The 23,867-nt window shown below is 69.5% G+C and carries 21 protein-coding genes; 13 read left to right on the top strand and 8 right to left on the bottom strand.

Going from position 1 to position 23,867, the window contains the following annotated elements:
• Positions 1 to 253: 253 nt before the first annotated feature.
• From LKO27_RS15010 to LKO27_RS15000, 3 genes are all read right to left on the bottom strand, one after another.
• On the bottom strand, positions 254 to 886 hold the full coding sequence (locus LKO27_RS15010; RefSeq protein ID WP_227738330.1) for a hypothetical protein: 633 nt from the start codon (positions 884 to 886) through the stop codon (positions 254 to 256).
• A gap of 201 nt (positions 887 to 1,087) precedes the next feature.
• Positions 1,088 to 2,149 carry a hemolysin family protein gene (locus LKO27_RS15005; protein WP_227738329.1) on the bottom strand — a complete coding sequence of 354 codons (1,062 nt, stop codon included), beginning with the start codon at positions 2,147 to 2,149 and terminating at the stop codon, positions 1,088 to 1,090.
• On the bottom strand, positions 2,146 to 3,504 hold the full coding sequence (locus LKO27_RS15000; RefSeq protein ID WP_227738328.1) for a hemolysin family protein: 1,359 nt from the start codon (positions 3,502 to 3,504) through the stop codon (positions 2,146 to 2,148). Before LKO27_RS15000 ends, LKO27_RS15005 begins: the two co-directional genes overlap by 4 nt.
• Before the next feature lie 263 nt (positions 3,505 to 3,767).
• On the opposite strand from LKO27_RS15000, the gene LKO27_RS14995 reads away from it, so the two are divergent.
• On the top strand, positions 3,768 to 4,640 hold the full coding sequence (locus LKO27_RS14995; protein WP_227738327.1) for a response regulator transcription factor: 873 nt from the start codon (positions 3,768 to 3,770) through the stop codon (positions 4,638 to 4,640).
• Between the two features lie 39 nt (positions 4,641 to 4,679).
• Here LKO27_RS14995 and LKO27_RS14990 read toward each other — a convergent pair whose 3' ends face one another.
• Positions 4,680 to 5,105, bottom strand: a complete 426-nt coding sequence (locus LKO27_RS14990; RefSeq protein ID WP_227738326.1) for a hypothetical protein — start codon at positions 5,103 to 5,105, stop codon at positions 4,680 to 4,682.
• A gap of 265 nt (positions 5,106 to 5,370) precedes the next feature.
• Between LKO27_RS14990 and LKO27_RS14985 the strand changes: the two genes are divergently transcribed.
• From LKO27_RS14985 to LKO27_RS14950, 8 genes are all read left to right on the top strand, one after another.
• Complete coding sequence (locus tag LKO27_RS14985; RefSeq protein WP_227738325.1) at positions 5,371 to 5,904, top strand: alternate-type signal peptide domain-containing protein; 534 nt, start codon at positions 5,371 to 5,373, stop codon at positions 5,902 to 5,904.
• Positions 5,905 to 5,957: 53 nt separating this feature from the next.
• A complete protein-coding gene (locus LKO27_RS14980; RefSeq protein WP_227738324.1) occupies positions 5,958 to 6,521 on the top strand; it encodes a hypothetical protein in 564 nt (187 codons plus the stop codon).
• 1 nt (position 6,522) lies between these two features.
• On the top strand, positions 6,523 to 7,092 hold the full coding sequence (locus LKO27_RS14975; protein WP_227738323.1) for a signal peptidase I: 570 nt from the start codon (positions 6,523 to 6,525) through the stop codon (positions 7,090 to 7,092).
• Positions 7,089 to 7,616 (top strand): hypothetical protein, encoded by a 528-nt coding sequence (locus tag LKO27_RS14970; protein WP_227738322.1) that lies wholly within the window; start codon positions 7,089 to 7,091, stop codon positions 7,614 to 7,616. Before LKO27_RS14975 ends, LKO27_RS14970 begins: the two co-directional genes overlap by 4 nt.
• A 72-nt stretch (positions 7,617 to 7,688) precedes the next feature.
• Positions 7,689 to 9,560, top strand: a complete 1,872-nt coding sequence (locus LKO27_RS14965; RefSeq protein ID WP_227738321.1) for a DUF3592 domain-containing protein — start codon at positions 7,689 to 7,691, stop codon at positions 9,558 to 9,560.
• 154 nt (positions 9,561 to 9,714) lie between these two features.
• Positions 9,715 to 12,084: an alpha-amylase family glycosyl hydrolase gene (locus tag LKO27_RS14960; RefSeq protein WP_227738320.1), complete on the top strand. Its 2,370-nt coding sequence runs from the start codon at positions 9,715 to 9,717 to the stop codon at positions 12,082 to 12,084.
• Between the two features lie 51 nt (positions 12,085 to 12,135).
• Entirely contained in the window at positions 12,136 to 12,528 is a 393-nt protein-coding gene (locus tag LKO27_RS14955; protein ID WP_227738319.1) for a hypothetical protein, read from the top strand.
• A 104-nt stretch (positions 12,529 to 12,632) separates the two neighbouring features.
• A complete protein-coding gene (locus tag LKO27_RS14950; protein ID WP_227738318.1) occupies positions 12,633 to 13,622 on the top strand; it encodes an FUSC family protein in 990 nt (329 codons plus the stop codon).
• A 478-nt stretch (positions 13,623 to 14,100) separates the two neighbouring features.
• Here the strand turns inward: LKO27_RS14950 and LKO27_RS14945 are convergent, their stop codons facing one another.
• The 3 genes from LKO27_RS14945 to LKO27_RS14935 all read right to left on the bottom strand — a co-directional run bounded on the left by LKO27_RS14945 (position 14,101) and on the right by LKO27_RS14935 (position 18,323).
• Positions 14,101 to 14,922 (bottom strand): hypothetical protein, encoded by an 822-nt coding sequence (locus LKO27_RS14945; RefSeq protein ID WP_227738317.1) that lies wholly within the window; start codon positions 14,920 to 14,922, stop codon positions 14,101 to 14,103.
• The gene (locus LKO27_RS14940; protein ID WP_227738316.1) at positions 14,919 to 15,593 is read right to left on the bottom strand and encodes a hypothetical protein; all 675 of its coding nucleotides are present in this window, start codon (positions 15,591 to 15,593) and stop codon (positions 14,919 to 14,921) included. Before LKO27_RS14940 ends, LKO27_RS14945 begins: the two co-directional genes overlap by 4 nt.
• 420 nt (positions 15,594 to 16,013) lie before the next feature.
• A complete protein-coding gene (locus LKO27_RS14935) occupies positions 16,014 to 18,323 on the bottom strand; it encodes an ATP-dependent DNA helicase RecQ (RefSeq protein WP_227738315.1) in 2,310 nt (769 codons plus the stop codon).
• A gap of 93 nt (positions 18,324 to 18,416) precedes the next feature.
• Here LKO27_RS14935 and LKO27_RS14930 point away from each other — a divergent pair, with 93 nt between their 5' ends.
• The 4 genes from LKO27_RS14930 (at position 18,417) to ligD (ending at position 23,127) form a co-directional block, all read left to right on the top strand.
• Positions 18,417 to 19,982: a sugar ABC transporter ATP-binding protein gene (locus tag LKO27_RS14930; protein WP_227738314.1), complete on the top strand. Its 1,566-nt coding sequence runs from the start codon at positions 18,417 to 18,419 to the stop codon at positions 19,980 to 19,982.
• Positions 19,979 to 20,977 (top strand): ABC transporter permease, encoded by a 999-nt coding sequence (locus LKO27_RS14925; protein ID WP_227738313.1) that lies wholly within the window; start codon positions 19,979 to 19,981, stop codon positions 20,975 to 20,977. The genes LKO27_RS14930 and LKO27_RS14925 overlap by 4 nt, the downstream gene beginning before the upstream one ends.
• Positions 20,978 to 21,047: 70 nt before the next feature.
• Entirely contained in the window at positions 21,048 to 22,016 is a 969-nt protein-coding gene (locus LKO27_RS14920) for a substrate-binding domain-containing protein (protein WP_227738312.1), read from the top strand.
• A 40-nt stretch (positions 22,017 to 22,056) separates the two neighbouring features.
• On the top strand, positions 22,057 to 23,127 hold the full coding sequence (gene ligD, locus LKO27_RS14915) for a non-homologous end-joining DNA ligase (protein WP_227738311.1): 1,071 nt from the start codon (positions 22,057 to 22,059) through the stop codon (positions 23,125 to 23,127).
• On the opposite strand, the gene LKO27_RS14910 is transcribed toward ligD, so the two are convergent.
• The gene (locus LKO27_RS14910; RefSeq protein WP_227738310.1) at positions 23,112 to 23,855 is read right to left on the bottom strand and encodes a sulfite exporter TauE/SafE family protein; all 744 of its coding nucleotides are present in this window, start codon (positions 23,853 to 23,855) and stop codon (positions 23,112 to 23,114) included. The genes ligD and LKO27_RS14910 overlap by 16 nt on opposite strands.
• Positions 23,856 to 23,867 lie beyond the last annotated feature (12 nt).

Below are 23,867 nucleotides of genomic sequence, written 5' to 3'. Positions count from 1 at the left end.
CGTTCCTCGCGGGCTCCTACTCGATCAACGGGGTGGGGGTGGTTCGCCCCATCGCTGGTCGCTGGTGATCTCGACACGTCGCCGCTCGTTCCTCGCGGGCTCCTACTCGATCAACGGGGTGGGGGTGGTTCGCCCCATCGCTGGTCGCTGGTGATCTCGACACGTCGCCGCTCGTTCCTCGCGGGCTCCTACTCGATCAACGGGGGTGGTTCGACCCAGCGTGTCGAGACCCAAGTCCGCGAACCCCCGGGACTCAACTGACGAGGTCCTTGTGGAGCCGGCGCAGTTCGGCGCTGAACGCCTCCGCCGTCGCGACGACGTCGGAGGGCCGCAGGCTGACCTCGACCAGGCGGAGGCTCAGGTTGCGGTCCTGGTCCACGAGCAGGCAGGTGGATCGCCCCAGCAGCGGCGGGTCGTCCCAGCCGTCGGCCGGCCAGCCCTCCGTGGTGTACTCCAAGGACTGCGTGACGTCGGCGGTGCAGGCCACCTCGTCCTCCTCCAGGGTGGCCCTGACCACGGGACCGCCCGTGCCGAACAGCCGCGCGCCGTCGGAGGGCAGCGGCCGGGGGAGCAGGCCGTTGACGATCGTCAGCCGCACTCCGCCGGTGCCGATCGTGTAGCTGAGCGTCGCGCCGTCGCCGCCGTAGGCGAAACGGTGATGGGCCACCTGCGCGTCGAACTGGTCGTCCAGCCGGTCCACGACGGGGTTGCGGCCGGCATCGCGGTACCACAGGTCGTCGCGCTCGAGGCCCAGCACCGTCCGCGGGAACGTGTCGGGCGTGATGGGAACAGGGGTGACCTCGCCGGTCGGGGCAGTCAGGATCGCCGTCGTGAGCAGGCCGCCGCACAGCAGGCCCGCGACCCCCGCAGCCAAGAGGGAGAGCACCCCGCGCCTCTCGGACGGACGGTCCTCCGGCTCGTCGATGCGGACCAGGTCGGGCTCGGCGTCAAAAGGGCGAAGGGTCCGGATCCGTCATCGCCGGACGGAACGTCACGGGGCGCACATTCGCTTCGCCGAGGTGGGTGCCCGGCCGCTGGAACGGTGCGTCAGACATCCCGCCATTGTAGTTCCCGGAAGCCTCGGGTCCTAGGGTCTTGGGTGCGGATGGGCGCCCTTCGCGATGGCCGCAGGAGCGCTGGTTGCCTGCTTCCGCTTGCGGGGAAGCACGCGCAGCATGATGTCGGTCACCGACAGCAGACCGGTCTCGCGGTCGCCGTCGGCGACGACCGCCAGCTGGTTGCCCCCTGCGCGCATCTGCCGCAGCGCCGACGCCACCAGGGTGTTGGACTGGAGGACGAGCGCCTCACGCGCAAGGGTTGCGGCGGTCAGGTCCTGGGCGGAGGAATGCAGCGTGTCCCGCACGTGGACGACGCCGACGGTGACACCCTCGTCGCGCACGATGATGCGGCGGTGCCCGCTGGCCAGGCTGGCCTGCTGGATCTGCTCCACCGTCGCGTCCGGGCCGACGGAGGTGATGTCCTCGTGGACCGCGACGTCGGCCACGGTCAGTTCCCTGAGGTCCAGCGCGCTGGAGATGGTCGCGCGGTAACCGGCGTCGAGGGCGCCGACGTTGGCCGAGTGCTCCACCAGATGGCGGAGGCTGTCGGGGTCCTGCCCGGACGACAGCTCGTCCACGATGCGTGACCCCGTCTTGTGGACCAGCCAGTTGGCCGCCCCGTTCAGCGCCCGCAGGGCGGGTCTGGTCACGGCCATGAAGGCGCGCATCGGCAGCGACAGCAGGATGGCGGACTTCTCGGGATGGGCGATCGCCCACGACTTGGGTGCCATCTCGCCCACCACCAGGTGCAGGAACGTCACGATGAACAGGGCGAGGACGAAGGCGACGATGTCGGCCGCTGTCAGCGGCAGTCCGATCGCCTCGAGCCACGGCGTGAGCGCGTGGTGGACCGCGGGCTTGGTGATGGCGCCCAGGGCCAGCGTGCACACGGTGATGCCCAGTTGTGAACCGGCGAGCAGGAGCGTCAGTTCGGAGGAGTTCTTCAACGCGGCCCGGCCGGCAGCCGACTCCTGCGCCGCCTCCTCGAGCCGGTGCCGCTTGGCCGACATCAGCGCGAACTCCGCCGCGACGAAGAAGGCGCTGAGGCCGATGATCACTACGGTCCACAGGACCACCCACTGGCCGCTCATGAGGCATCGCCCTCGTGGCGGGTGGGCAGCGTCAACTCGATCAGCGACGGCACGTGGTTGTCGATCTCCAGGACCCGGGCGTGCAGGAAGCGTCGCTCGGGGTCGGACTCGGTGAGTTCCTCGGGTGCCGGCGGCAACTCGATGTCGGCGGTGTCGCCTTCTGCGGGCAGGCTGCCGAAGACGTCGATGACAAGGCCCGCGATCGTCTCGTAGTCGCCTCGGGGGAGGTCCACGTGGAGGGTGCGTTCCACCTCGTCGACGTGCACCTCGCCGCTGACCCGCCAGATGCCCTCACCCCGGTCGTCGAGTTCCTCCGCGGCGGCCGGATCGTGCTCGTCGGTGATGTCCCCGACGACCTCCTCGGCCAGGTCCTCGATGGTGATGATCCCGGCGAAGCCGCCGTACTCGTCGACGACGCACGCCAACTGTTCGGCCGCCTCGTCCATCAGTGCCAGGGCGTCGGGCAGCGACATCGAGTCGGCCACCACGAGCGGCTTCCTGACGAGTTGCTCTATGGGGGTGTCGGGGTCGGTGTCCGGCGCGATCACGTGCGTCAGGTGAGTGATGCCGAGGATCCGGTCCTCGGCGTCGACGACGGGGTAGCGGGTGTGTCCGGTGGCCATCAGTTCGCGGACCTCGGCCACAGTGGTGCCAGCCCGCACGACGTCGATCCGGGGACGGGGAATCATCGCGTGCTCGGCGTCGCGGTTGGGGAAGTCGAGGATGCGGTCGAGCAGCAGGGACAGTTCGGGTGAGAGGTCCCCGGTCTCGCGGGAGGCGTCGATGAGGCGCTCCAGGTCGCGTGCGGTGGCCGAGTGCTCGACGTCGTGGACCGGCTGGATCCGCAGCACTTTCAGCAGGGACTCTGCGGCCCGGTCGAAGACCCAGATCAGCGGCCCGAAGACGGTCAGGTAGATCTGCGTGCTCCGCGCCAGCCAGCCGGATACCTTCTCCGAGTTGGCGATGGAGTAGTTCTTGGGGAACAACTCGCCGAAAAGCATCTGGACCAGTGTGGAGTAGGCGATGGCCAGCACTCCACCGACGGCGACGGAGACCGCAGTCGAGCCGCCGGGAGCCAGCCGCCCCAGCGCCTGGCCGATGAGCGGTTCGGCGACGTAGCCGACGAGCAGTCCCGTCACGGTGATGCCGAGCTGGGCTCCGGAGAGCATGAAGGAGGTGCGCCTGGTGATGTCGAGGCTTCGGACGGCGGTCTCGTCGCCGGCGGCCGCGCGGGCCTGCAACCTGGAGCGGTCCACCGCCATGTAGGCGAACTCCTGGGCGACGAAGTAACCGGTGGCCACGGTGATCAGGATCACCACGACCAGTCCGACCAGCAGTGACACGGCCGGTGTCATCGGGGTGCCCCCATCCGGAACGGGGGCCTGGGACTATGGGCGGTCATCTCTCGGCCCCCCGCAGGGCTGGGGGCTCGGGTCGGGACGGGCGGTCCATGATGCCTCTCGATGAATCGATGTAGGCCAATATCGTAACGGTGTCCGCGGGCATGGCCGGACGCGGCGGCGGAATGATACTCGGGGAGGGGTCTATCTAAGGGGTACTCGGGCCGTGTAATCTTTGTTCCAATTAGGTCCATCGGCACGGGGAGCTGGAGGTCAGGTTGGACGAGCGCGGAGCAGCTGTCGTCATCGAGGACGACGCCGACATTCGCGCGCTCCTCGTCGGCCTGCTCACCCAGTCCGGATTCCAGGTCCATGAAGCCGGTAGCGGCGCCGACGGCGTCCGAGCGGTCACAGAGCACAACCCGGTCATCGTCACTGTGGACCTGGGCCTGCCCGACATCGACGGCTTCGAGGTCACCCGTCGGGTTCGGCGGATCAGCGACGCCTACGTCCTGATGCTGACGGCCCGTGCAGATGAGATCGACACCCTGATGGGACTCGACGCCGGCGCCGACGACTACGTCACCAAACCCTTCCGCCCCCGAGAGTTGCGGGCGCGGATCGAGGCGATGCTGCGCCGCCCCCGGATGCAGACCACCCCAGAGTTCTCGCCCGAGTCCCTCGTCCCGGCACCGGACCTACGGCACCAGCCAACCCCGTACGCCATCACGGCCAGGTCCCCCGAGTCGGCCCCGCGGTGGGAGTCGTCGCCGGGTCACAATGGTGGGAACGACGCCACGGAGATCCCCTACCGCCTCGACGGACTTGAGCTGTTCCCCGGTCTGTACAAGGTGGTGGTGGACGGCCGCGACGTCCAACTGACCCCCACGGAGTTCACCCTGTTGCGTACGCTGCTCGTCTCGCGTCGCGTGGTCAGGTCCAAGCCGGAGCTGTTCCGCATCCTGCGCGACGAGGAGCCGGACTCCGGGACCTTCGTCTCGGAGTCGGACGAACGCACCATCGAGGTCCACATGGGCAACCTCCGGCGCAAACTGGGCGATGACCCGAGGCAGCCGCGCTGGGTGGAGACGCTCCGCGGGGTGGGCTACCGGATGGCCGGGATCCCGGATCTCCGCAGTCACGCCCACTGACCCAACGTCACTGAACTTCGGCGTCAGCGCCCGCCACCCTCAGGCAGGAAGCGGGGGACAGTTGCGGGTCACGTGCGCCTCCAGCGCCAGGCGGTCGAGGAAGGCCCGCAGGTTGGCCGCGGTCTCGACGGCCAGGCGTCGCAGTTCCGTGCACAGGGCCACCAGTTGGTCGGCGCAGAACCAGCGAACCTCGGATGCCCTGTCGGGTGCCAGATCCTCCATGAGTTCGGCCACCTTCCCCGAAAGCGCGCAGGCGCCGGCCATCTGGGAGGCCACCTTGAGGCTCAGCGCGGCGTCCTGGAAGTCCTCCACGTCGTGGGCGACCAGCGCGTGCTGCAGCCGGTCCACCCGGCCCTCCAGCATGTCGGTGTACTCGCACACGAACCTGAACAGCGTCGCTGGGTCACCCAGCTGATCGCCAAGGCGACGCAGGGCGCAGGCGTCGACCACGGGCACAGTGCACATGCCCCAAGCATCTGTTGCCAGCCGCGAGATGGACGCCCGGTTTTCCCAAAGATCTGGTCAAGACAACCTCAAGGCCGTCCTACCTCAAGAAACGCACAAGGCTCGCCTCGGACCACGCGAGAACCTTTCTGCAAACTTTCGCCACATGCAGCGGGGACCTTGAGCCGGGCTCGATTTGATGTGGTCATCACCGAAGTCAGCAGGAAAACAGGACGAAGCTCCACCTCTGCCTCCCGGACTCGAACCAAACATGAGGAGAAACCAGATGAACAAGATGATCAAGGGCGCAGTGGTGTCCGGTGTGGGCGTCGCGCTGCTGCTCGGCGGTGGCGGCACCCTGGCCGTTTGGAACTCGGCACAGGAGTCCAGCGCCGGCCAGATCGTCGCAGGTGACCTGAACCTGGAGGCAGGGGCGGGCAGCTGGAAGTCCAACCTGTCCGGCGCCATCAGCGACATCTCCACCTACCGCGTCATCCCCGGTGAGACCCTCACCTACACCCAGCCGCTGACCGTCACCCTCGTCGGTGACGAACTGGAGGCGACTCTGAAGGTGACCGGCGCCAGCGCCAACAACGGCTTCACGGCCGCCAACGTCGCCATCAGCGAGCCCACCCTGGCCAACTCCGCAGGCGACGTCCTGGCCTCCACCGTCCTGGACGAGGACTCCCCGGAGACCGTGACCGCCAGCACGAGCTTCACCTTCAAGAGCACCACCACCGGGCGTGACAGCGTCAACGCCACCTACGACTTCGCGGCAATCGGCTACCTCCTCGAGCAGCTGGCACCCTCCGAGGGCTGACCAGCAGTAAAGGATCCGGGCAGACCCGCCACCACCACATATTCGGGGGAATCATGAGCATCAAGAACACGCTGCGGATGGCAGGTGTCATGTGTGCTGCGGTGGTGGCGGGTCTGCTCGCCGTCCAGGGGACCTGGGCACTGTGGAACGTCCAGACGGCGGCCGGCGCCCAGAGCGTCCAGGCCGCGGACTTCCAGATCAACCTCAACGGCCGCCGGACGATCGTCGCCGGTGAGGCCGTCTCACTCTCACTCGGTGACGTCGGCGCTCTTGTGCCCGGGGCCTCGGTCCACGCACCCGTCAACGTCACCGTGCCGACGAACGCCAGCGCCGCTTTCGACGTCACCGCCACGCTCGGTACGCCCGCCGTCTCCAGCACCTCCGTCGCCGCTCTGACGGCGAACCTGAGGTTCGATACCGCAGTCGCACCCGCCAGCGGCAGGTGCGCCGAGGTCACGTCCTGGTACCCGACGGCGTCGGCGCCCATCGGGAAGGGCGGCGCCGCCGCCTTCTGCGTGCGCATCACCCTCGCCAGCGCAGCACCGGCCTCCGTCCGGGGTGCCTCGGCCACCATCAGCGTCCCTGTCGGCATCAGCCAGAACCAGGGAGCGGCCTGACATGTTGCAGGGTAAGAGGAACAGTCCTTCAGGCACGCCCACGAAGACCTTGCGCGCGGTGGGCCAGGCCGTCTCGCTGGTGCTGCTCGCCGCCTCGGTGCTTGCGGCGCTCGTGCTCATCGTGGTCCCGTTCGCCACCGGTTCCCAGACCTACACGGTGCTCACCAGCTCCATGGCTCCTCGCTACTCACCCGGCACCTTCATCGTGGTCAAGCCGGCCGAGTTCTCGACGCTGGAGGTGGGCGACGTCGTCACCTATCAGATCGAGTCGGGCAAGCCGGCCGTCATCACCCACCGAATCACTGGTTTCTCCACCGACCAGGAGGGCAACCGGCTCCTGATCACAAAGGGTGACAACAACGACGCCACGGACCCCGAGCCGGTGCAGGAGGTGCAGGTGCGCGGGAAGCTGCTCTACGCCGTGCCCTACGCAGGATTCCTGGCGAACGCGCTCGGCCAGACGAACCGGAGCATGACGGTCAACCTGCTCGCCGCCGCCCTGATCGCCTACGGGTTGTTCCTCGTCGGGCACGGCGCCGCCGGACGGAAGACGAAGGCGGTCAAGGAATGAGAAGGCCGCCCACCACCACGGCACTGGGCCCGCGGACCTGGCGCGCGGCGGTGATTGTGTTCCTCGCGGTGTTCATCGGTGGCCTGATGGTCTCCGGCGCTGCCGCGCTGTGGAGCCAGCAGACCACCGCAAACCTGACGCTGACCACCGGCACCTGGCAGGACCCGACACCCGTCGCCGACGTGCCGCTGGACGTGCAGGCAGTGCAGATCTCGTTCCAGCCCGGCTTCCAGGAGTTCAAGCTGTCCTGGCTCCCCACCCGGGAGACCGACAGGCAGCGCAACCTTGCCTACACGCTCAGCGTCGTGCAGACGGGCGGCTCGGGCCGGGTGCGCGAGGTTGGGGCGGTGGTGCTGGAGGGGACGAGGCACACTGCGACGGTGCGCGTCGACGTCAACAACCAGAACCCCTACTCCGCCACGTTCGCCATCACCATCACGCCTACGGTGGATGGGGTCGCGGTTCCCGGGACCACCCGCGTTCTGACCATCAGCCGCAACTCCGCCAGCTACACCTTCTCCTGAGCCGCGAGGCACGGTTGGGCCCAGGTGCGCCCCGGGCCAACACAGGGTAAGCGCTTCCTCCACAATGGGCGCATGCACCAGCTCACCGCCGGGGAACTCCGGCGCAGCCGACTCCACCTGACCACGATCAAGGTTGCCTACACCGCCGCGCTCGGGGCGCTGCTGCTGGCCGAGATCGCCCTCGCGCCCGCGGAGCTCTCCGACGTCGCCAGCAGGCCGCCTCTGGGGTCGGGGCAGTACCTCGCGATGGGCCTGCAGCTCACGACGTTCCTGCTCCTGGTCGCCGTCTGGCGGGTGCCCCGGCTCACGCTGCTGTGGACCGTCCCGGTGGCCTGGATCATCCCGCTGGGGGAGTCGTCGCTGCCGGACCTGTGGCACCTCCTCGCCGTGGCGTGCGCCGTCGGGGTGGTGTGGCTGCTGGTGAGGAGCCGCCCCCCTGGTTCGGCGGGCGGCGCCCGGCGCATGCCGCCGGTGGACCACGCCTACGAGGACTCCTTCGCGAGGGTGGAGACCACCATCCCCCGGATCGCGCTCCTGCTGGGAGCGGTCCTGCCGGTCGTGCTCCTGGTGGTGCACCAGTTCCTGGTGGCCGAGACCGCCGCCTTCGAGGCCCGGGCGCAGCAGACGACGGCGGAGGTCGTCGGCTACGACGCCGACGCCGAGGAGGTCGTGCTGCGGACCGACGGCCGCGAGGTGCGCGTCCCCGAACCGTGGTCCGGGATCCCTGAGGACGGCGCATCGGTGTCAGTCCTGGTGGACCCGCAGGACCCCGGACATGTCGTCCTCCTCTCCGATCTGGAGGACCATTCCTGGCTCATCGGGCTGGCGGCGGCCGCGCCGCTGGCGGGGATGTTCTGGGGGTTGTCGGACTTCCTCCGGGACCGGCGACGGCGCTCGCTCCTGACCCGCGGTGGTCCCGTCGTCGCGGCCCGCTACCTCCTGGGGGAGAGCGCCGACTACCTCGACGGTGGCCGCGTCCTGCCCGTCGACGGAATCTGGCCGGCCTTGGTGCTCAAGGACCTCGAGGCGGTGGCGCCGGGCGCCAAGGTCGCCTCCGTCCTCGAACGCGCGGAGGAGGCCTTCCCCGACGACGAAGAGGACGACCCGGAACCGCCGCCGATCCCCGACGACGACGCGGAGCTCATCAGGTTCGCCGACGCGCTGGCCCGCGGCGAGGAGGACTTCGCCGACCCCATGCCCCTTCCCGACGAGGACAGGGACCTGCTGGCGTCGCTCACGGGACCCGACGTCGAGGGCACCCAGCCCGTGATCATGATCGGAACCCTGACCGTCGGCAGTTCCGTCGCGGTCGTTCTTGACGGGGGAGTGTGGCTGGGCGAGGTTGCCGAGCCGACGTCGCGGAGGCGGTTCCAGCGGCACCTGGGGCCGGAAGTCACGGGATCGGGTGTAGCCCCAGAGGTGCACCCGCTGCGCGGCTGGCTTGCCCGGAACTTCTGGTGGGGCCGTTGGGTGGGGGCGCTCGTGGTGGCCGTCTGCGGCGGACTGCTGCTGCCCTGGTTGCTGGCCGAGGACTTCTCCCTGGCCGAGGACTGGCTTTCGGTACTGCCGCTGCTGGCGGGGCTGCTGTACCTGCCGTTCAGGTTGTTCGAGGAGGCCCCCGCCCAGATCGGGAGATCGCGCCGCGGGCTGGCGTACTACGGATTCTTCCTCGACGACCTCGTGGGCAGGGACCGTGTCGTCTCCGTCCTGGCAGGCGAGGCAGCCGTCGTCGTCCGGCTCCGCGCCCCGGAGGACGCCATCGTGGTGCTGCCCGAGGAGCTGATCAGGGACGGTACGCCCGACTTGGCCGCGACGAAGATCCGCAACTGGGTGGCCAGCGCCCCCGCGGGGGCGCGGAGCGGCCGCGCGCCGAGTCCGATGCTGGTGGCGGTCGTGATCATGCTCGCCATCTGGGTGGTGCTGGTCCCGGCGGTGGTCCTCTGACGCATCCGGGCGGACGCGGCCATCAAGCGTGGCGCTTGCGGGTCGGTAGTCAGACCCGCAAGCCCCACGCTTGGTTGAGGGCAGGCGAACGTCTCAAGGCTGGGCGGCAGCGGCTGATCCGTGTCCTTTGGGACGTTCGTGGCAACATTCACCCATGACTTTGGAAATGATCCTGCCGATCGAGCAGGACCAATGGGCCATCGCCGACTGGCCCCTCGGTGCCCAGCCGCGCCCGGACGGGACGACCTTCGCGGTCTACGCCCCGGCCGCCACCAGGCTGCAACTCGAGTTCTACCCCACCGCCATCGGCTCCGACGCAGCCATCACGTTCCTCCCCGCGAAGGGTCTGGACGGGATCTGGCGTGCGAAGCTCACGGGGGTCACCCTCGGCGACCTGTACGCCTACCGCGCCTGGGGAATGAACTGGCCGTGGGTGGAGGACTGGGAACCGGGGTCGCTGGCCGGTTTCCTCGGCGACCTCGACGTCGACGGCAACCGGTTCAACCCGAACAAGGTGCTATTCGACCCCTACGCGCACGAGATCACCCACAACATGTTCTCCGACCTGATCTTCGAGGAGGGCATCGACAACGGCATCTTCGCAACCGGTGACGACGACTACCAGGGCAAGCCGCGCCGACAGTGGGACACCGGGCCGTACGCCCCCAAGGGCGCGGTCCTCGCCGACACGACGCCGCTGGCCGCCAAGCCCAGGATCAGCGGTGCCGAGACGGCCATCTACGAGGTGCAGGTCGAGCAGTTGACCGGCCACCCGTCGGTGCTGAACCTGAGCGAGCTCCTCGCGGGAGAGCCCGGTTTCGAGGACGTCGTCGGCATCCCGGACGAGCTGCGCGGCACCTACAAGGCGGTCGGGATGATGGCCCCTTACATCAAGGCGCTGGGGTTCACCACCGTCGAACTGCTGCCCGTGCACGAGACCAACGTCTCCGAGTCCGGGCGGCAGGGCCTCACCAACCAGTGGGGGTACATGACGCTGTCCTACTTCGCGCCCAGCAGGCGGTTCTCCTCGGACAAGTCCATCGGCGGGCCCACCCGCGAGTTCAAGGAGATGATCAACGCCTTCCACGAGTGCGGCGTGGAGGTCTACCTCGACGTCGTCTACAACCACACCGCCGAGGGCGGGAACTGGGACGGCGACGTCAACACGGTCAGCTTCACCAGTCTCGGCGGCTTCGCGGCGTCGGACATCTACGTCATGACCAGCGACAAGATGCTCGTCGACGGCGCCACCGGAACCTCCAACCAGCTCAACTTCTCCTCGGCGGCGGCGCAGCAACTGGTGCTCGACTCCCTCGCGTACTGGACCCGCGTCATGGGGGTGGACGGCTTCCGCTTCGACCTCGCCACCGTGCTCGGGCGCAAGCCGGAGGAGGCCCACCCCGACGACTGGTCGCTCCAGAAGCGCTTCTTCACCGACCATCCGCTGCTGGTGGAGATCGCCGCCTGGGCCAAGCGCGAACACATCGAGGTCATCGCCGAGGCGTGGGACCTGTGGGGCTACGAGGTCGGCAACTTCCCGCGCGGCTGGGGCGAGTGGAACGGCCGATACCGCGACGCCGTGCGCCGCTTCACCAAGGGCGACGGCAACACCCAGGCGTTCCTGGAAATGATCAACGGCGACCACCACCACTTCCATGACAACGAGGGGGCCCAGAAGACGGTCAACTTCGTCGACGCCCACGACGGCTTCACGATGACAGACCTGGTGAGCTACCAGGAGAAGGTCAACGACCAGCCCTACCCGTTCGGGCCCTCGGACGGCGGTTCCAACAACAACCTGTCCTGGGATTCGGGGGGCAGCCAGCCCCTGCGTCGCCAGCGGGTGCGCAACCTGTGGACGCTGCTGTTCTTCTCCCGGGGCGTGCCCATGGTGGTTGGGGGTGACGAGTTCGGCCGCACCCAGAACGGCAACAACAACCCGTGGGCGCTGGACAGCATCGCCATGACCAACAACTACGCGATGATCCGGACCAACGCGCCCCACCGCGTGCAGGTGGCGCCGGAGCTGCCCGACGCTGCCTACCACGACAACTTCGGGGAGTTCGAGAACGAGCCGGACGTGAACGGGCTGTTCCGGTTCGCGACCTTCGTGGCGAACCTCCGCCAGCGCCACGACTCCCTGCGCCAGGATGCCTACGGGGACCTGATTCCGGACAACAAGGATGTCTCCTACCTGTTCCACACCCCGACGCTGGACCACTTCCCCGAGGAGGGCGACCGCGCCGTCTCCGTCTTCATCAACTCCCCCGAAGACGACTTCTGGCTGATGATCAACATGACACCCGACCCGGTCGACTTCGCGGTGGCGCCCGCCGCCGACGGACGGGTGTGGCGACGGCTGATCGACACCGCCCAGTTCGCCGAGCCTGCCCACAACCACTGGCCGGAGGGCGAGGGCATGATCGTAGAGGGTGGCGCGACGGTGGAGCCGTGGTCCATCGTCGTCTGGCACGACAACCCCGAGCCCGACGGTAGCCGCGAGATCCCCGTCTGGGAGGACTGAGGTGGAACGCGGCCTCCGGCGACGTTAACCTGTACGCAGATTGGGGGGACCATGACCAGCCAGCACAACGAGGGCGTCGCACGTTCCGACATAGAGGCGCTGGGCGCCACCCGCAAGGAACTGGGCAGCGACTACGAACCCGCGCTCCTGGACAACTTCGCCGACAAGGTGGAGAAGGCCATTGACGCCCGGGTCTCGGCCGAGCTGTCGCGCCGCGGCCAACAGAACGCGTACGGCGTGGCTCCCGGGCGTCACGGGCAGCCGCCCGCGCGTGGGGGCGGACAACAGTTGGCGCTCGGCATCGTCTCGCTCGTCTCGTTCATTCCAATCGGCATCGTGCTGGGGCTCAACGGTGCCGTCTTCCCACTGCTGGTGGTCATGGCCTCGATCGTGGCTGTGAACTACGCGCACGCCTGGCTGCAAAAGCCGGGGGACCAGCGCTGAACACGGAGACGCCCCACAACCCGCTCCACTGGCGTCAACTGTTCCGGCTCGGGCCGTCCAACGGTGACCACCACCTCGGCCTGCGCGCCGGGGTGGGTGTTTTCGTGCCGCTGATCATCCTGCTGGGGATCGGTCGGCTCGACCTCGCCATGTTCGCCATCTTCGGGGCGTTCACCGGAATCTACGGCCGCAGTCCGGGGCACCTCGACAGGCTGGTCGAGCAGACCCGCTCGGGCGTCCTGTTCTTCGCCGTGATCCTGGGAGCCGGGCTCACGTCGTCGCACATCGTGGAGCACGGCACTGGAGCTGGCACCTGGACGGTGGTGGCGCTGACCACGTTCGTCGCATGGGGCTGCAACGTGCTGGCGGGTTTCCTCCGGCTCCGCCCGGCCGGGCCCCTGTTCCACATCTTCGCGTTCGCGGCCATCGCATCCACCCCGGACCTGCCGCCGATCCAGGAGGGCATGCTCACCGCGACCCTGGCCATCATGCTGTCGATCGGAATCGGTGTGGTCGAGTGGCTCCTGCCGCATCGTCGGACCGTCTGGCGCCGCGAGACGAGACATCCCATCACCCCTGAGCTGGCCCGCACCATCTGGCTGGACTCGCTCGCGGTGCTGGTCGCGGCGGGCGCCGCCGGCGCCGTGGCGACGCTGACCCAGTCGATGCTCGCCACAGGCCACAACTACTGGGCGATGGTGGCCGCCGTCGTGCCGCTCGTCGGCCACACCACCCGGCACCGACTGGCCCGCGGCGTCCATCGAATCCTCGGAACCTACGTCGGGCTCGGGATCATCGCGGTGATCATCGCGCTTGAGCCCAACATCGTCGCGGCGGTGTTCATCATCGGGGTGATGCAGGTGGGTGCCGAGATGTTCATGGCGCGCAACTACTTCCTTGGGCAGATGTTCGTGACGCCGATGGCGCTGATCGGCGTCGCGCTCACGACCGGCCTCGGGCCCAACCTGCTGTGGGACCGGTTCGTCGAGACCACCATCGGCGCCATCATCGGCATGACGGTGGCGCTGGCGAGCGCCTGGTTCGCGAGGCAGCGACGGCGCAAGGTCGCCGCCGCCCGGCGCGTCGCCGCCTGAGCGGTCCGACCGGTGCGCTCGCACAGTGCGTGCTGCGTTGACCAGCGCTTCCGTGGGTTCACCAGCCCTTCCGCGGGTTCACCAGCGCTTCCTTGCGTTGACCAGCGTTGTTGCTCGCCACCAGCGCTCTACGGCTGGTGCCGCGTAACAACGCTGGTGAATCCCAGGAGCCGGCGGCGGCGCGGGGTCGGGCTGTTGTATGCCGCCAGGGCTTCGTCGGGTTGACCAGCCCTTCCGCGGGTTCACCAGCGCTTCCGCGTGTTGACCAGCGTTGTTGCTCGCCACCAGCGCTCTACGGCTGGTGCCCAGCAACAACGCTGGTGAATCGTGAGGAGCTAGGCGCGGCGGGGCGTGCGGTGGTGAGGGGTCGGGTACTGGGGCGGCTGGCCTGCGGGGCGTGCGGTGGTGAGGGGTCGGGTACTGGGGCGGCCGGCTTGTGGGTCGGCTGGCTGCTGGCTGGACGTGGCGTCAACAGCGGTCAGTCTCCGGCGAGGTGCAGGGCCAGCGCCGTCGCGATGGCGCCGTCGGGATCATAGGCGGTCCAGACAGGTGAGGCGTTGGCGTCGAGGCAGAACCAGTCGCCCTCGGGCGTGCGTCGCAGTTCCAGCCCCGCCAGTTCGAGCCCCAGTTGCCGCACGAGCGCGACGCAGCGGTCCGAGACCTCCACCGGCAGTGAGCCGGGGACCACGGCAACAGACCCGTAGCGGTAGTCGACGTCGTCTGACAACACGCGGCTCGTGAACACCCGCGGACCCACGACGTGAACCCGGAACTCGTCCCCGGGGACCCACGCCTGGAACTGAGTGGGGCACCACTGGACGGCGGAGAAGTCCTCTTCGGGCTCCGCCAGGCGCACGATGCCGCGCACGGCACTGGCAGAGCGGACCACCACGCGCTGGTGTCGACGGACGAACTCGCGCGCGGCGTCGGGGCTGGTGGTGAGCAGCCCGATCGGGACCCGGAACCCCGCGCGCGCGATGAGAAGGGCTTGGGCTGGCCTCGACGTGGTGCAAGCAGCGGACCTGCGGCGGTTGATCACCCGCACGGTCCTCGGAGTCAACTCTGCCCAGCCGTGCAGCCGAGTGGCGAGCGCGGGATCCGCGGCGGAGTCGTCGCGCTGGTAGAACCCGCGCAGCGAGCCGCGATCCACGGCCGCTCCCGGGGTCAGCACGCGGGTGCCGTCGAGTGCGACGCTGCGGGTGGTCACGTCAGCGAAGGCGCCCGGCAAGCCGAGCTCTTGGATCGAGGTCCACACGGCCGCGAGAGGCGGGTCCGTGCGTCGGCCGGCTACGACGATCATGCCGCCCACCTCCCCTCGACCACCGAGGCGACCAGCCGGGCGGCCTCGTCCAGGCGCGTGCTCAGGTCGGGCAGGGTGGTGACTGAGACCAGTTCGTCGGCGGTGGGTGAGAAGCGGGCGCGGAGCCAGGGCGACGCTGACCAGTCAGACATCCGTTTCGCGGCTCTGCGGAGCGTCCAGGAGGAGTGCCCGGCGACGACGCCGTCGACGACGCTGACCTCGCGCAGGTCGCGCCGACCGACGTCGAGGCGGGGGCGCAGCCGTGCGACGGCGGCCCAGACCTCGATCGGGTGGTCGGGACCGGCGAGCGAGCAGTCGCCCGGTGGCACCAGTACCCGGGGGCTGACGGTCTCAAGCAGGAATCGAAGGAATGCGGTCATCTCGGAGGCGACGTAGGCCCGCTCTGCGGGCGCGATCCAGTCCAGGCTGGCCGCGGGCACGTCGTCGGTGAGGCTGACGAACAGCCTCACCGACGACTCCTCGACCGGCTGCCCCCCGACAACCAGCCGGCCACTCCCATCCGGAGGCGACGCGAGCGTCCAACCCGGGCGGGACAGGTCCCGCGGGGTCAGCGTGCCCACATCCTCTCCCGTCAGTCCCCCGATCTGACGGGCGAGCACCGGAGCCATGCGGTCCCGATGGTGGGCGAGCAGCACGATCATCGTCGTCACTTCCCTCTGGGCGAGTTCCCAATTCGGGTTCTCGCCATACCAAGAGACCCACGGGCCCCGCTTGATACATCCGTCTGCAGGTCTCGACACGCCGACTCGTTCCTCGTCGGCTACTCGACCAGCGGATGGGTGGTCGTCCTCGTCGGCTACTCGACGAGCGGATGGTGGCGGGGGTGGTCTCGACACGCCGACTCGTTCCTCGTCGGCTACTCGACCAGCGGGTGGGTGGTCGTCCTCGTCGGCTACTCGACCAGCGGGTGGGTGGTCGTTCCTCGTCGGCTACTCGACCAGCGGATGGGTGGTCGTTCCTCGTCGGCTCGACCAGCGGGTGGTGGTCGTTCCTCGTCGGCTCGACCAGCGGGTGGTGGTCGTACTCGCCGGCTCGAACAGTGGATGGGTCCCGAGCGGCGCGCCAGTGCGTCACCCGGCCGAGGCCAGCGCGAACGGCAGCACGGCGTCGGCGCCCGCGCGCCGGAGTTGTCGTCCAGCGACGGTGAGGCTCCAGCGGGAGTCGACGAGGTCGTCCACCAGCAGGACCGGCCCCTCCAGGCCCGCCAGGGCCTGCTCCATGGCGGCGGGCACGGCGAACCGGTCCCACACGTCCCGCACCCGGAAGGCGCTGTTGGTCGACCTGCTCAACACTGGCGCCTCCGGCGCGAGGTCCAGCGAGCCGAGGAGGGCCAGCCGGCCCGCCGTCGCGATGGCGGTGGCCAGGGACTCCACCAGCCGGGGCCTGGTCAGGCTCGGCACCCACGCCACCGCGACGGGACGCTCCTGCCAGTCCCATTCCTTGAGTACCCGCATGCAGGCGCGGGCCAGCTCCGGCGGCAGGTCGGCATCCACGGCCTGCCCGTCGCCGTCGGTGCGGAACAGCTCGCGCAGGGCCCCACCCCAGCCGAGGTCCGTCAGCCGCGCGACGCTCCGCCCCTCCAGCACCTGCTCGTCGGCCGGCAACTTGCCCTTGACAGGTTTCCCGTCGGCCCGAACCCCGACGCGGTCAAGACCGTTCGGCCACAGGGCCCTGGGCGCCAGCGGCACGCCGACGCGATCCAGCTTGGCCTGCGCGGATTCCGCCTGGTCCACCGTGACAGTGTCCGGGTACCAAGCCGCGGCGCAGACATCGCAGCGGCCACACGGGGCCGAGTGCGGGTCGTCGAGCTGCTCGGTGAGGAAGGCCATCCGGCAGGACTCTCCACGCTCGTAGGCCAGCATGGCGTCCTGCTCGTCGACCCGGGCGGCCGCGATCCGCTCGTAGCGCTCCTGGTCGTAGGTCCAGGCGCGGCCGGTGCCCACCCAGCCGCCCTGCACGTACTCGACGGCGCCGTCGACGGCCAGCACCTTCAGCAGCAGCTCCAACTGCGTGCGCTTCAGGTCCACCCGTGCCTCCATCGCGGGCACCGACAGCGGCTTGGGCGCCTCGGCGAGGGCCCCGAGCACGGCGTCGGCGCGGGCCTGGGTGGGCATCGCGTTGGTGGCGAAGTAGTGCCAGATCTCCCGGTCCTCCGGGCCCGGCAGGAGCAGCACGTCGGCGTTGTCCGTGGCGCGACCCGCGCGTCCCACCTGCTGGTAGTAGGCCACCGGTGAGCTGGGCGCGCCCAGATGGACCACGAAGCCCAGGTCTGGCTTGTCGAAGCCCATGCCCAGCGCCGACGTGGCAACGATGGCCTTCACCTGGTTCGCCTTCAGCGCCTCCTCCGCGGCGATCCGCTCCGCGCCGTCGGTGCGCCCGGTGTATGCGGCCACGCTGTGCCCCGCTGCCACCAGTGCGGCGGCGGTGTCCTCGGCAGCGGCCACTGTGAGGCAGTAGATGATGCCGCTGCCGGGCAGCGAGGCCAGGTGCTCGCGCAGCCAGGCCACGCGTCGCCAGGTGGTCTTCAGGTCCAGCACCCCCAGCCGCAGCGAGGCGCGGGCGAGCGGCCCGCGGAGGGTGAAGACCTGGTGCCCGCCGACGCCCATCTGCTCCTCGACGTCGGCCACCACCCGCTCGTTGGCCGTGGCCGTGGTGGCCAAGACGGGCACCGTCGGCGGCAGTTCGGCGATCAGGTTGCGGATGCGCCGGTAGTCCGGCCGGAAGTCGTGGCCCCAGTCGCTGATGCAGTGGGCCTCGTCGATCACGAGCAGGCCCATGACGGAGACCAGCCGGGGCAGCTGCTCCTCCCGGAACCGGGGGTTGACCAGGCGTTCCGGGGATACGAACAGCACGTCGACGGCATCCGCGGCCAGCAGTTGCTCGATCTCGGTCCACTCGGTGACGTTGGCGGAGTTGATGGCGACGGCGCGGACGCCGGCCCGCTCCGCGGCGGCCACCTGGTCCCGCATCAGGGCCAGCAACGGGGACACGATCAGCGCCGGACCGGCGCCTGCGCGTCGCTGGAGCAGGGCGGAGATGAAGTAGACCGCGGACTTGCCCCAGCCCGTGCGCTGCACGACGAGCGCGCGCTCGTGCTTGGCCACCAGGGCCTCGATGGCCTCGAACTGACCCGGATGGAAGTCCGCCGACGGGTTGGCCGTGAGGTCACGCAGGACGGTGAGCGCCTCCTCCCGCAGGCCGTCGGAACCGCGCGCGATCCGCCGGGCAGGCTCCTGCACCGCCGCCGCCGCGGCCGCGCGCCGGGGCGCCGCCGTCGTCGAGGACGCGGAGTCCAACGGTGGCGCCTCCTCCACCGGGTCCGGGGGCAGGTCCCACGGATCCGGCGGCGGCTCGTCCATCCAGAACTCGCGATCACTCATGGCCCCCAGCCTGTCACGGTCGGCTGACAAGTCCGCAGCCGCGTCCCGTCGACGGCGGCGTGCAGGGGACTAGCGTTACCCTTCAGGGTGGCGATGGGGACCGGCGGGGAGGCGATCATGACGGCGAGCGGTGCAGGAGAGGTGCTCCTCGAGGCGCGCGGCGTCAGCAAGTTCTTCCCCGGCGTCCGGGCCCTCGACAAGGTGGACCTGACCCTCCGGGCCGGCCAGGTCCACGCCCTCGTCGGCGAGAACGGGGCCGGCAAGTCCACCCTCATGAAGATCATGGCCGGCCTCCACCAGCCGGACGAGGGTGAGCTGAGGCTCCGCGGCGAGCGGGTGGTGCTGCCCAACCCCCTGTCCGCGCAGCGGGCGGGCATCAGCGTGATCCACCAGGAGTTCCACCTGATGCCGCACCTGAGCGCGGCCCAGAACATGTTCATCGGACGTGAGCCGAAGCTCCCAGGTGGCTTCCTCAACGACGACCGCGAACTGAACCGGATGGCCGGGGAGGTGCTGGAACGGCTCGGCGTCCACATCGACCCGCGCGTCCGCGTGGCCGACCTCACCGTCGCCTCCCAGCAGCTGCTGGAGATCGCCAAGGCCCTCACGTTCAACGCCTCCGTGCTGGTCATGGACGAGCCCACTGCCGCCCTCGTCGACGTTGAGGTGGATACCCTCTTCCGCATCATCGACGAGTTCGTCACGCCGGAGTCGGCCGTCATCTACATCTCGCACCGCATGGAGGAGATCAGGCGGATCGCCACCCGCGTCACCGTCCTCCGCGACGGCGCCCTGGTCGACTCGCGCCCCGCGGACGAGCTGAGCATCCGCGAGATCATCCAGCTCATGGTGGGCCGTGAACTTGACGCCGACGCCCGGCCCGCACCCCGTGCCGCCACCCAGCCCGTGCTTGAGGTCCGGGGGCTGTCGACGACGGACCTCCTGATGGACGTCAGCTTCACCCTGAACAAGGGTGAGATCCTCGGCTTCGCCGGGCTGATGGGGGCCGGGCGCACCGAGACCGCCCGGGCGCTCATCGGCGCCGACCCCCGGACCGCCGGCACCGTGACGCTCCACGGCAGGCAGGTGGACATCCGCAACCCGCGGGACGCTGTGGAACTCGGCATCGGCTATCTGTCGGAGGACCGCAAGCGCTACGGCCTGATCTTGGGCCAGGACGTCGCCGCCAACATCGCCCTTGCGTCCATCCCGAAGTTCACCAGGGCGGGGATCCTGCAGGAGGAGCCCATGCGTCGTGCCGCCGCGGGCTGGGTGGAGCGGCTGGCCGTGAAGACGCCGTCGGTGCGTGAGCGGCTGCGCAACCTCTCGGGCGGGAACCAGCAGAAGGTGGTGCTGGCGAAGTGGCTGGAGCGGGACTGCGACGTCCTGGTCTTCGACGAGCCGACCCGCGGCATCGACGTCGGCGCCAAGCAGGAGATCTACAACCTGCTCGACAGGCTCACGGACGAGGGCAAGTCGATCATCATGATCTCCTCCGAACTCGAGGAGATCCTGCGGATGTCCGACCGGATCGCTGTGATGTGCAACGGCCAGATCACCGGCTTCCTGACCAACGCCGAGGCCACCCAGGAGAACATCATGGAACTGGCCACCCGGTTCCACCAGTCCGACGACGACGCGCCAGAGGAGTTGCCATGACCGCCACGCACGCGGCCGCAGGCAGGGGACTGGGGCTCCCCAGCCGCTACAAGACGTTCCTGCAGCAGGGACTGGTGCTGCTGGTACTCGTCGCGCTGGCGGTGTTCTTCTCCCTCATGAACCCGAACTTCGCGAGCTGGAGCAACGTCTCCTCCCTGCTGGTGGCCTCGGTCGTGACGGGCATCCAGGCGCTCGGGCTGTCGTTCGTGATCGCCACCGGGGGAATCGACCTGACCCCCGGCTTCGGAATGGCGGTGACGTCGGTGTTCGGCGCCATCCTGATCGCCGAGACCCGCGCGGCGCTGCCGATGTGGGTGGGCATCCTCGGCATGCTGGGGGCCGGCGTCCTGCTGGGCACCATCAACGGCGTCCTGGTGGCCTACGGCAAGATGCAGCCGATGATCGCGACGCTGGCGATGATGATGGTGTGCTGGGGCGGCGCGCTGGTCCTGGCCGACGGCACCACGGTCTCGCTGCGCAGCGTCGAGGGCTACAGCCAGATCGCCGTCGGGGAGCTCATCCCGGCCATCCCCAACGGCGTGCTGATCCTGGTGGTGCTGGCGCTGGTGGCCGGCGTGCTGATGAACAAGACGCCGGTGGGCCGGTATGCCCTGGCCATCGGCTCCAACGAGGAAGCCACGCGCATCTCCGGGGTGAACACGCGGCGCTGGAAGGTGCTGGCCTACGTCATCGGCGGCGCCTTCACCGGCATCTCCGGAATCCTGATGTCCTCCCGGCTGTCCGCCGCGCAGCCGACCCTCGGCCAGGGCTACGAGATGTACGCAATCGCGGCGGCGGTCATCGGCGGCACCTCGCTGCGCGGCGGGCGGGCTTCGATCTTCGGGGCCGTGATCGGTGCCGTGACCATCCAGACCATCTTCAACGGGCTCACCGTGATGGGCGTGCAGGACCAGTGGCAGAAAGTGGTGCTCGGCGTCGTCGTGCTGGTGGCGGTACTGGTGGACATCATGCGGCGCGGCGGCAAGGAGGAGTGAGGCCCCGCGTCGGGAATGTTTGGGCGGCGGCGGTGGTTGCTGAGGGTGGGAAATCGACCAAGGAGACAATGTGAGAAGACTCATCACCGCTGCACTGGGACTGGCCATGACGGCGGCGCTGGCCGGCTGTTCAACTGCTGGCCCCACGGACGAGGGCAACGGTGACGACGCCGGACGCATCGTGCTGATCGCCAAGGCCAACTCGGCCGACTACTGGATCAAGGTCCGCGACGGCGCCATGAAGGCCGGCGACGACCTCGGGGTTGACGTCACCTTCAACGGCACCGACACCGAATCCGAGGGCGACAAGCAGCTCAACATGCTTGAGACAGCCATCAACGACGCGCCGCTCGGCATCGGTTTCGCGCCGCAGGACGGCGCCCAGGACGGCTCGCCCCGCCTGCTGGAAGAGGCCGAGAAGAAGGGCATCCCCGTCGCCATCTTCGACACCCCGCTGGCCACCTCCGACATCCCGTTCGCCACCGTCGCCTCCGACAACTCCGGCATGGGGGCGCAGGCCGCCGAGCGGCTGGTGGAACTCACCGGCGGCGAGGGCTCCGTCGCGGTCATCGCACACGGCGAACTCGGGACGGCCGCCGAACGGCGCGACGGCTTCATCTCCTACCTGGAGGAGAACGCGCCGGGCCTGGAGGTGGTCGACATCCAGAACGGCGAGTCCGACCCCGCCAAGTCCCGCGACAAGGCGCAGGGCATCCTGCAGGCGCACCCCGACCTGGTCGGGTTCTTCGGCACTGACGACGACTCCGCCGTCGCCATCGCCGACGAGGTGGTGGCCAAGGGCAGCGACACCGTCGTCGTCGGGATCGATGCCACCCCCGACGTCCTCACCCTGGTGGAGGAGGGCGCGATCGCCGGCGTGATCGTGCAGAACCCCTTCGGGATCGGCTACCAGACCGTCGAGATCCTGCTCGCCGCGTCGAAGGGCGAGTTCCCCAGCGAGCGCGACATCGTCTCCGAGTCGGTCTGGGTGAGCGCGGACAACCTGGATGACCCGGAGGTCCAGGAAGTCATCGGCTGAGCCCTTGCCACCGCCCCGCGGGCGCGGGGAGCATGTACCCATGGCCACCAAGAAGAGCCCGGCAGTGGAGCTGGAGGTGGGCGGGCGCACCGTCCGCCTCTCCAGCCCGGACAAGGTGTACTTCCCCGAGCACGGTCACACCAAGCTCGACGTGGCCCAGTACTACCTGGCCGTCGGGGAGGGGATCGTGCGTGCGCTGCGGGAACGGCCGACGATGCTGCACCGCTACCCCGACGGACTGGAGGGGGAGAAGGTCCACCAGAAGCGGCTTCCCAAAGGGGCGCCTGACTGGGTCGAGACGGTGGAGCTGTTCTTCCCGCGCTACTCCCTGACCGCCGACGAGCTGTGCGTCTCAGAGGTCGCCCAGGTCATCTGGGCGGTCCAGATGAGCACCGTCGAGTTCCACCCCTGGAACGTTCGTCGCGCCGACGTCGACCGCCCCGACGAGTGGCGCATCGATGTCGACCCCGGCCCCAAGGCCACCTTCGAGCAGGTCCGGCGGGTAACCGACGCGGCCCGGCACCTCCTCGACGAACTGGGGATCGCCGGTTTCCCGAAGACCAGCGGCGGCAACGGCGTCCACGTGCTCGTCCGGATCGAACCGGAGTGGGAGTTCGAGGACGTGCGGCGCGCGGCCCTGGCCTTCGCGCGCGAGCTGGAGCGTCGGCTGCCGAAGGACGTGACGACGGCGTGGTGGCGCAAGGACCGCGCGCCCGACGCCGTGTTCGTCGACTACAACCAGAACGCCCGCGACCACACCCTGGCGGCCACCTACTCACTGCGCGGCCTGCCGGGGGCGACGGCGTCGGCCCCCTTCCGGTGGGACGAGCTGGCAGACGTCGAACCCCGGGAGCTGACGCTCGCGACGGTGCCGGCCCGGCTGGCCGACGTCGGGGAACTGCACGCCGGCATCGACGACGTGCACCACCGCCTGGACACGCTCCTGGAGTGGGCGGCCCGCGACGAGGCCGACCCGGCACTGCAGGAGCCCCCGCCGCCGCGCGACGACGAGGGCGCGGGCAAGGGCAAGAGCCGCCAGCAGGTGGCGCCCAGCCACCTCGCCCGCGTCCGCGGGCAGCGGGCCGACGAAGCGGGTCAGCGCAGCAGGTAGAGCGCCGACAGCACCGTCAGGACGATGATGATGCGCTGGAACAGGTCCTTGTCCAGCCGCTTCACCCACCGTCGGCCGACGAACGCCCCAAGAAGGACCAGGGGGACGAGGGCCGCCAGGGCGGGCAGCATGTCGGTCTGCAGCAGCCCCAGCCCGATCGAGAACGGCAGCTTCGCGACGTTCACGCAGAAGAAGAACCAGGCCTGGGTTGCCAGGAACCGGACCATGTCGAAGCGGGCCGCGAGGAAGTACATGGTCATCACCGGGCCACCGGAGTTGGCCGCCATGGTCGTGAACCCGCCCAGGACGCCGTAGACGCCTCGCACCCGCGGGTTGGTGAGCGTGGCGTCGCTGGACAGCGTGCCGCGGTGCATCAGCAGGAGCGTGAGGGCGATGAGCGCCAGCAGGATGACGCCGATGGTGCGGCGCATGACGGTGTCGTCGGCCAGGGCCAGGAACACCGCGCCCAGGACCAGCCCCACGAGCACCGTCGGCACCAGGCGGCGGAGTGCCTGGAAGTCGCAGTCGCGGCGGTAGGTCCAGATGGCCACCAGGTCGCCGACGATCAGCAGCACAAGGAGCGCGGCGGTCGACTCGCGTGCGGGCAGGACGGCGGCGAACGCGGCGACGGCGAGCGTGCCCGCGCCCGGCAGGGCCGTCTTGGCCACCCCGATCAGCAGGGCGGCCGCGGCGAGCACCACCCAGGACGCTGTGGGGAGGTCGATCACCGCCCCAGCCTA

Source organism: Tessaracoccus sp. OS52 (assembly GCF_020687685.1).
In the GTDB taxonomy this organism is placed as follows: Bacteria; Actinomycetota; Actinomycetes; order Propionibacteriales; family Propionibacteriaceae; genus Arachnia.
Note: the sequence above shows the minus strand (reverse complement) of the source record. Positions and strands in the feature narration are given on the sequence as shown.

Excerpts from the sequence above, each read along its gene's own strand:
- LKO27_RS15000 (WP_227738328.1), bottom strand. The coding sequence starts at position 3,504 with ATGACACCGGCCGTGTCACTGCTGGTCGGACTGGTCGTGGTGATCCTG.
- LKO27_RS14990 (WP_227738326.1), bottom strand. The coding sequence starts at position 5,105 with ATGTGCACTGTGCCCGTGGTCGACGCCTGCGCCCTGCGTCGCCTTGGC.
- LKO27_RS14960 (WP_227738320.1), top strand. The coding sequence starts at position 9,715 with ATGACTTTGGAAATGATCCTGCCGATCGAGCAGGACCAATGGGCCATC.
- LKO27_RS14945 (WP_227738317.1), bottom strand. The coding sequence starts at position 14,922 with ATGATCGTCGTAGCCGGCCGACGCACGGACCCGCCTCTCGCGGCCGTG.
- LKO27_RS14930 (WP_227738314.1), top strand. The coding sequence starts at position 18,417 with ATGGGGACCGGCGGGGAGGCGATCATGACGGCGAGCGGTGCAGGAGAG.
- LKO27_RS14935 (WP_227738315.1), bottom strand. The coding sequence starts at position 18,323 with ATGAGTGATCGCGAGTTCTGGATGGACGAGCCGCCGCCGGATCCGTGG.
- LKO27_RS14965 (WP_227738321.1), top strand. The coding sequence starts at position 7,689 with ATGCACCAGCTCACCGCCGGGGAACTCCGGCGCAGCCGACTCCACCTG.
- LKO27_RS14925 (WP_227738313.1), top strand. The coding sequence starts at position 19,979 with ATGACCGCCACGCACGCGGCCGCAGGCAGGGGACTGGGGCTCCCCAGC.
- LKO27_RS14985 (WP_227738325.1), top strand. The coding sequence starts at position 5,371 with ATGAACAAGATGATCAAGGGCGCAGTGGTGTCCGGTGTGGGCGTCGCG.
- LKO27_RS15005 (WP_227738329.1), bottom strand. The coding sequence starts at position 2,149 with ATGAGCGGCCAGTGGGTGGTCCTGTGGACCGTAGTGATCATCGGCCTC.
- LKO27_RS14980 (WP_227738324.1), top strand. The coding sequence starts at position 5,958 with ATGAGCATCAAGAACACGCTGCGGATGGCAGGTGTCATGTGTGCTGCG.
- LKO27_RS14970 (WP_227738322.1), top strand. The coding sequence starts at position 7,089 with ATGAGAAGGCCGCCCACCACCACGGCACTGGGCCCGCGGACCTGGCGC.
- ligD (WP_227738311.1), top strand. The coding sequence starts at position 22,057 with ATGGCCACCAAGAAGAGCCCGGCAGTGGAGCTGGAGGTGGGCGGGCGC.
- LKO27_RS14975 (WP_227738323.1), top strand. The coding sequence starts at position 6,523 with ATGTTGCAGGGTAAGAGGAACAGTCCTTCAGGCACGCCCACGAAGACC.
- LKO27_RS14955 (WP_227738319.1), top strand. The coding sequence starts at position 12,136 with ATGACCAGCCAGCACAACGAGGGCGTCGCACGTTCCGACATAGAGGCG.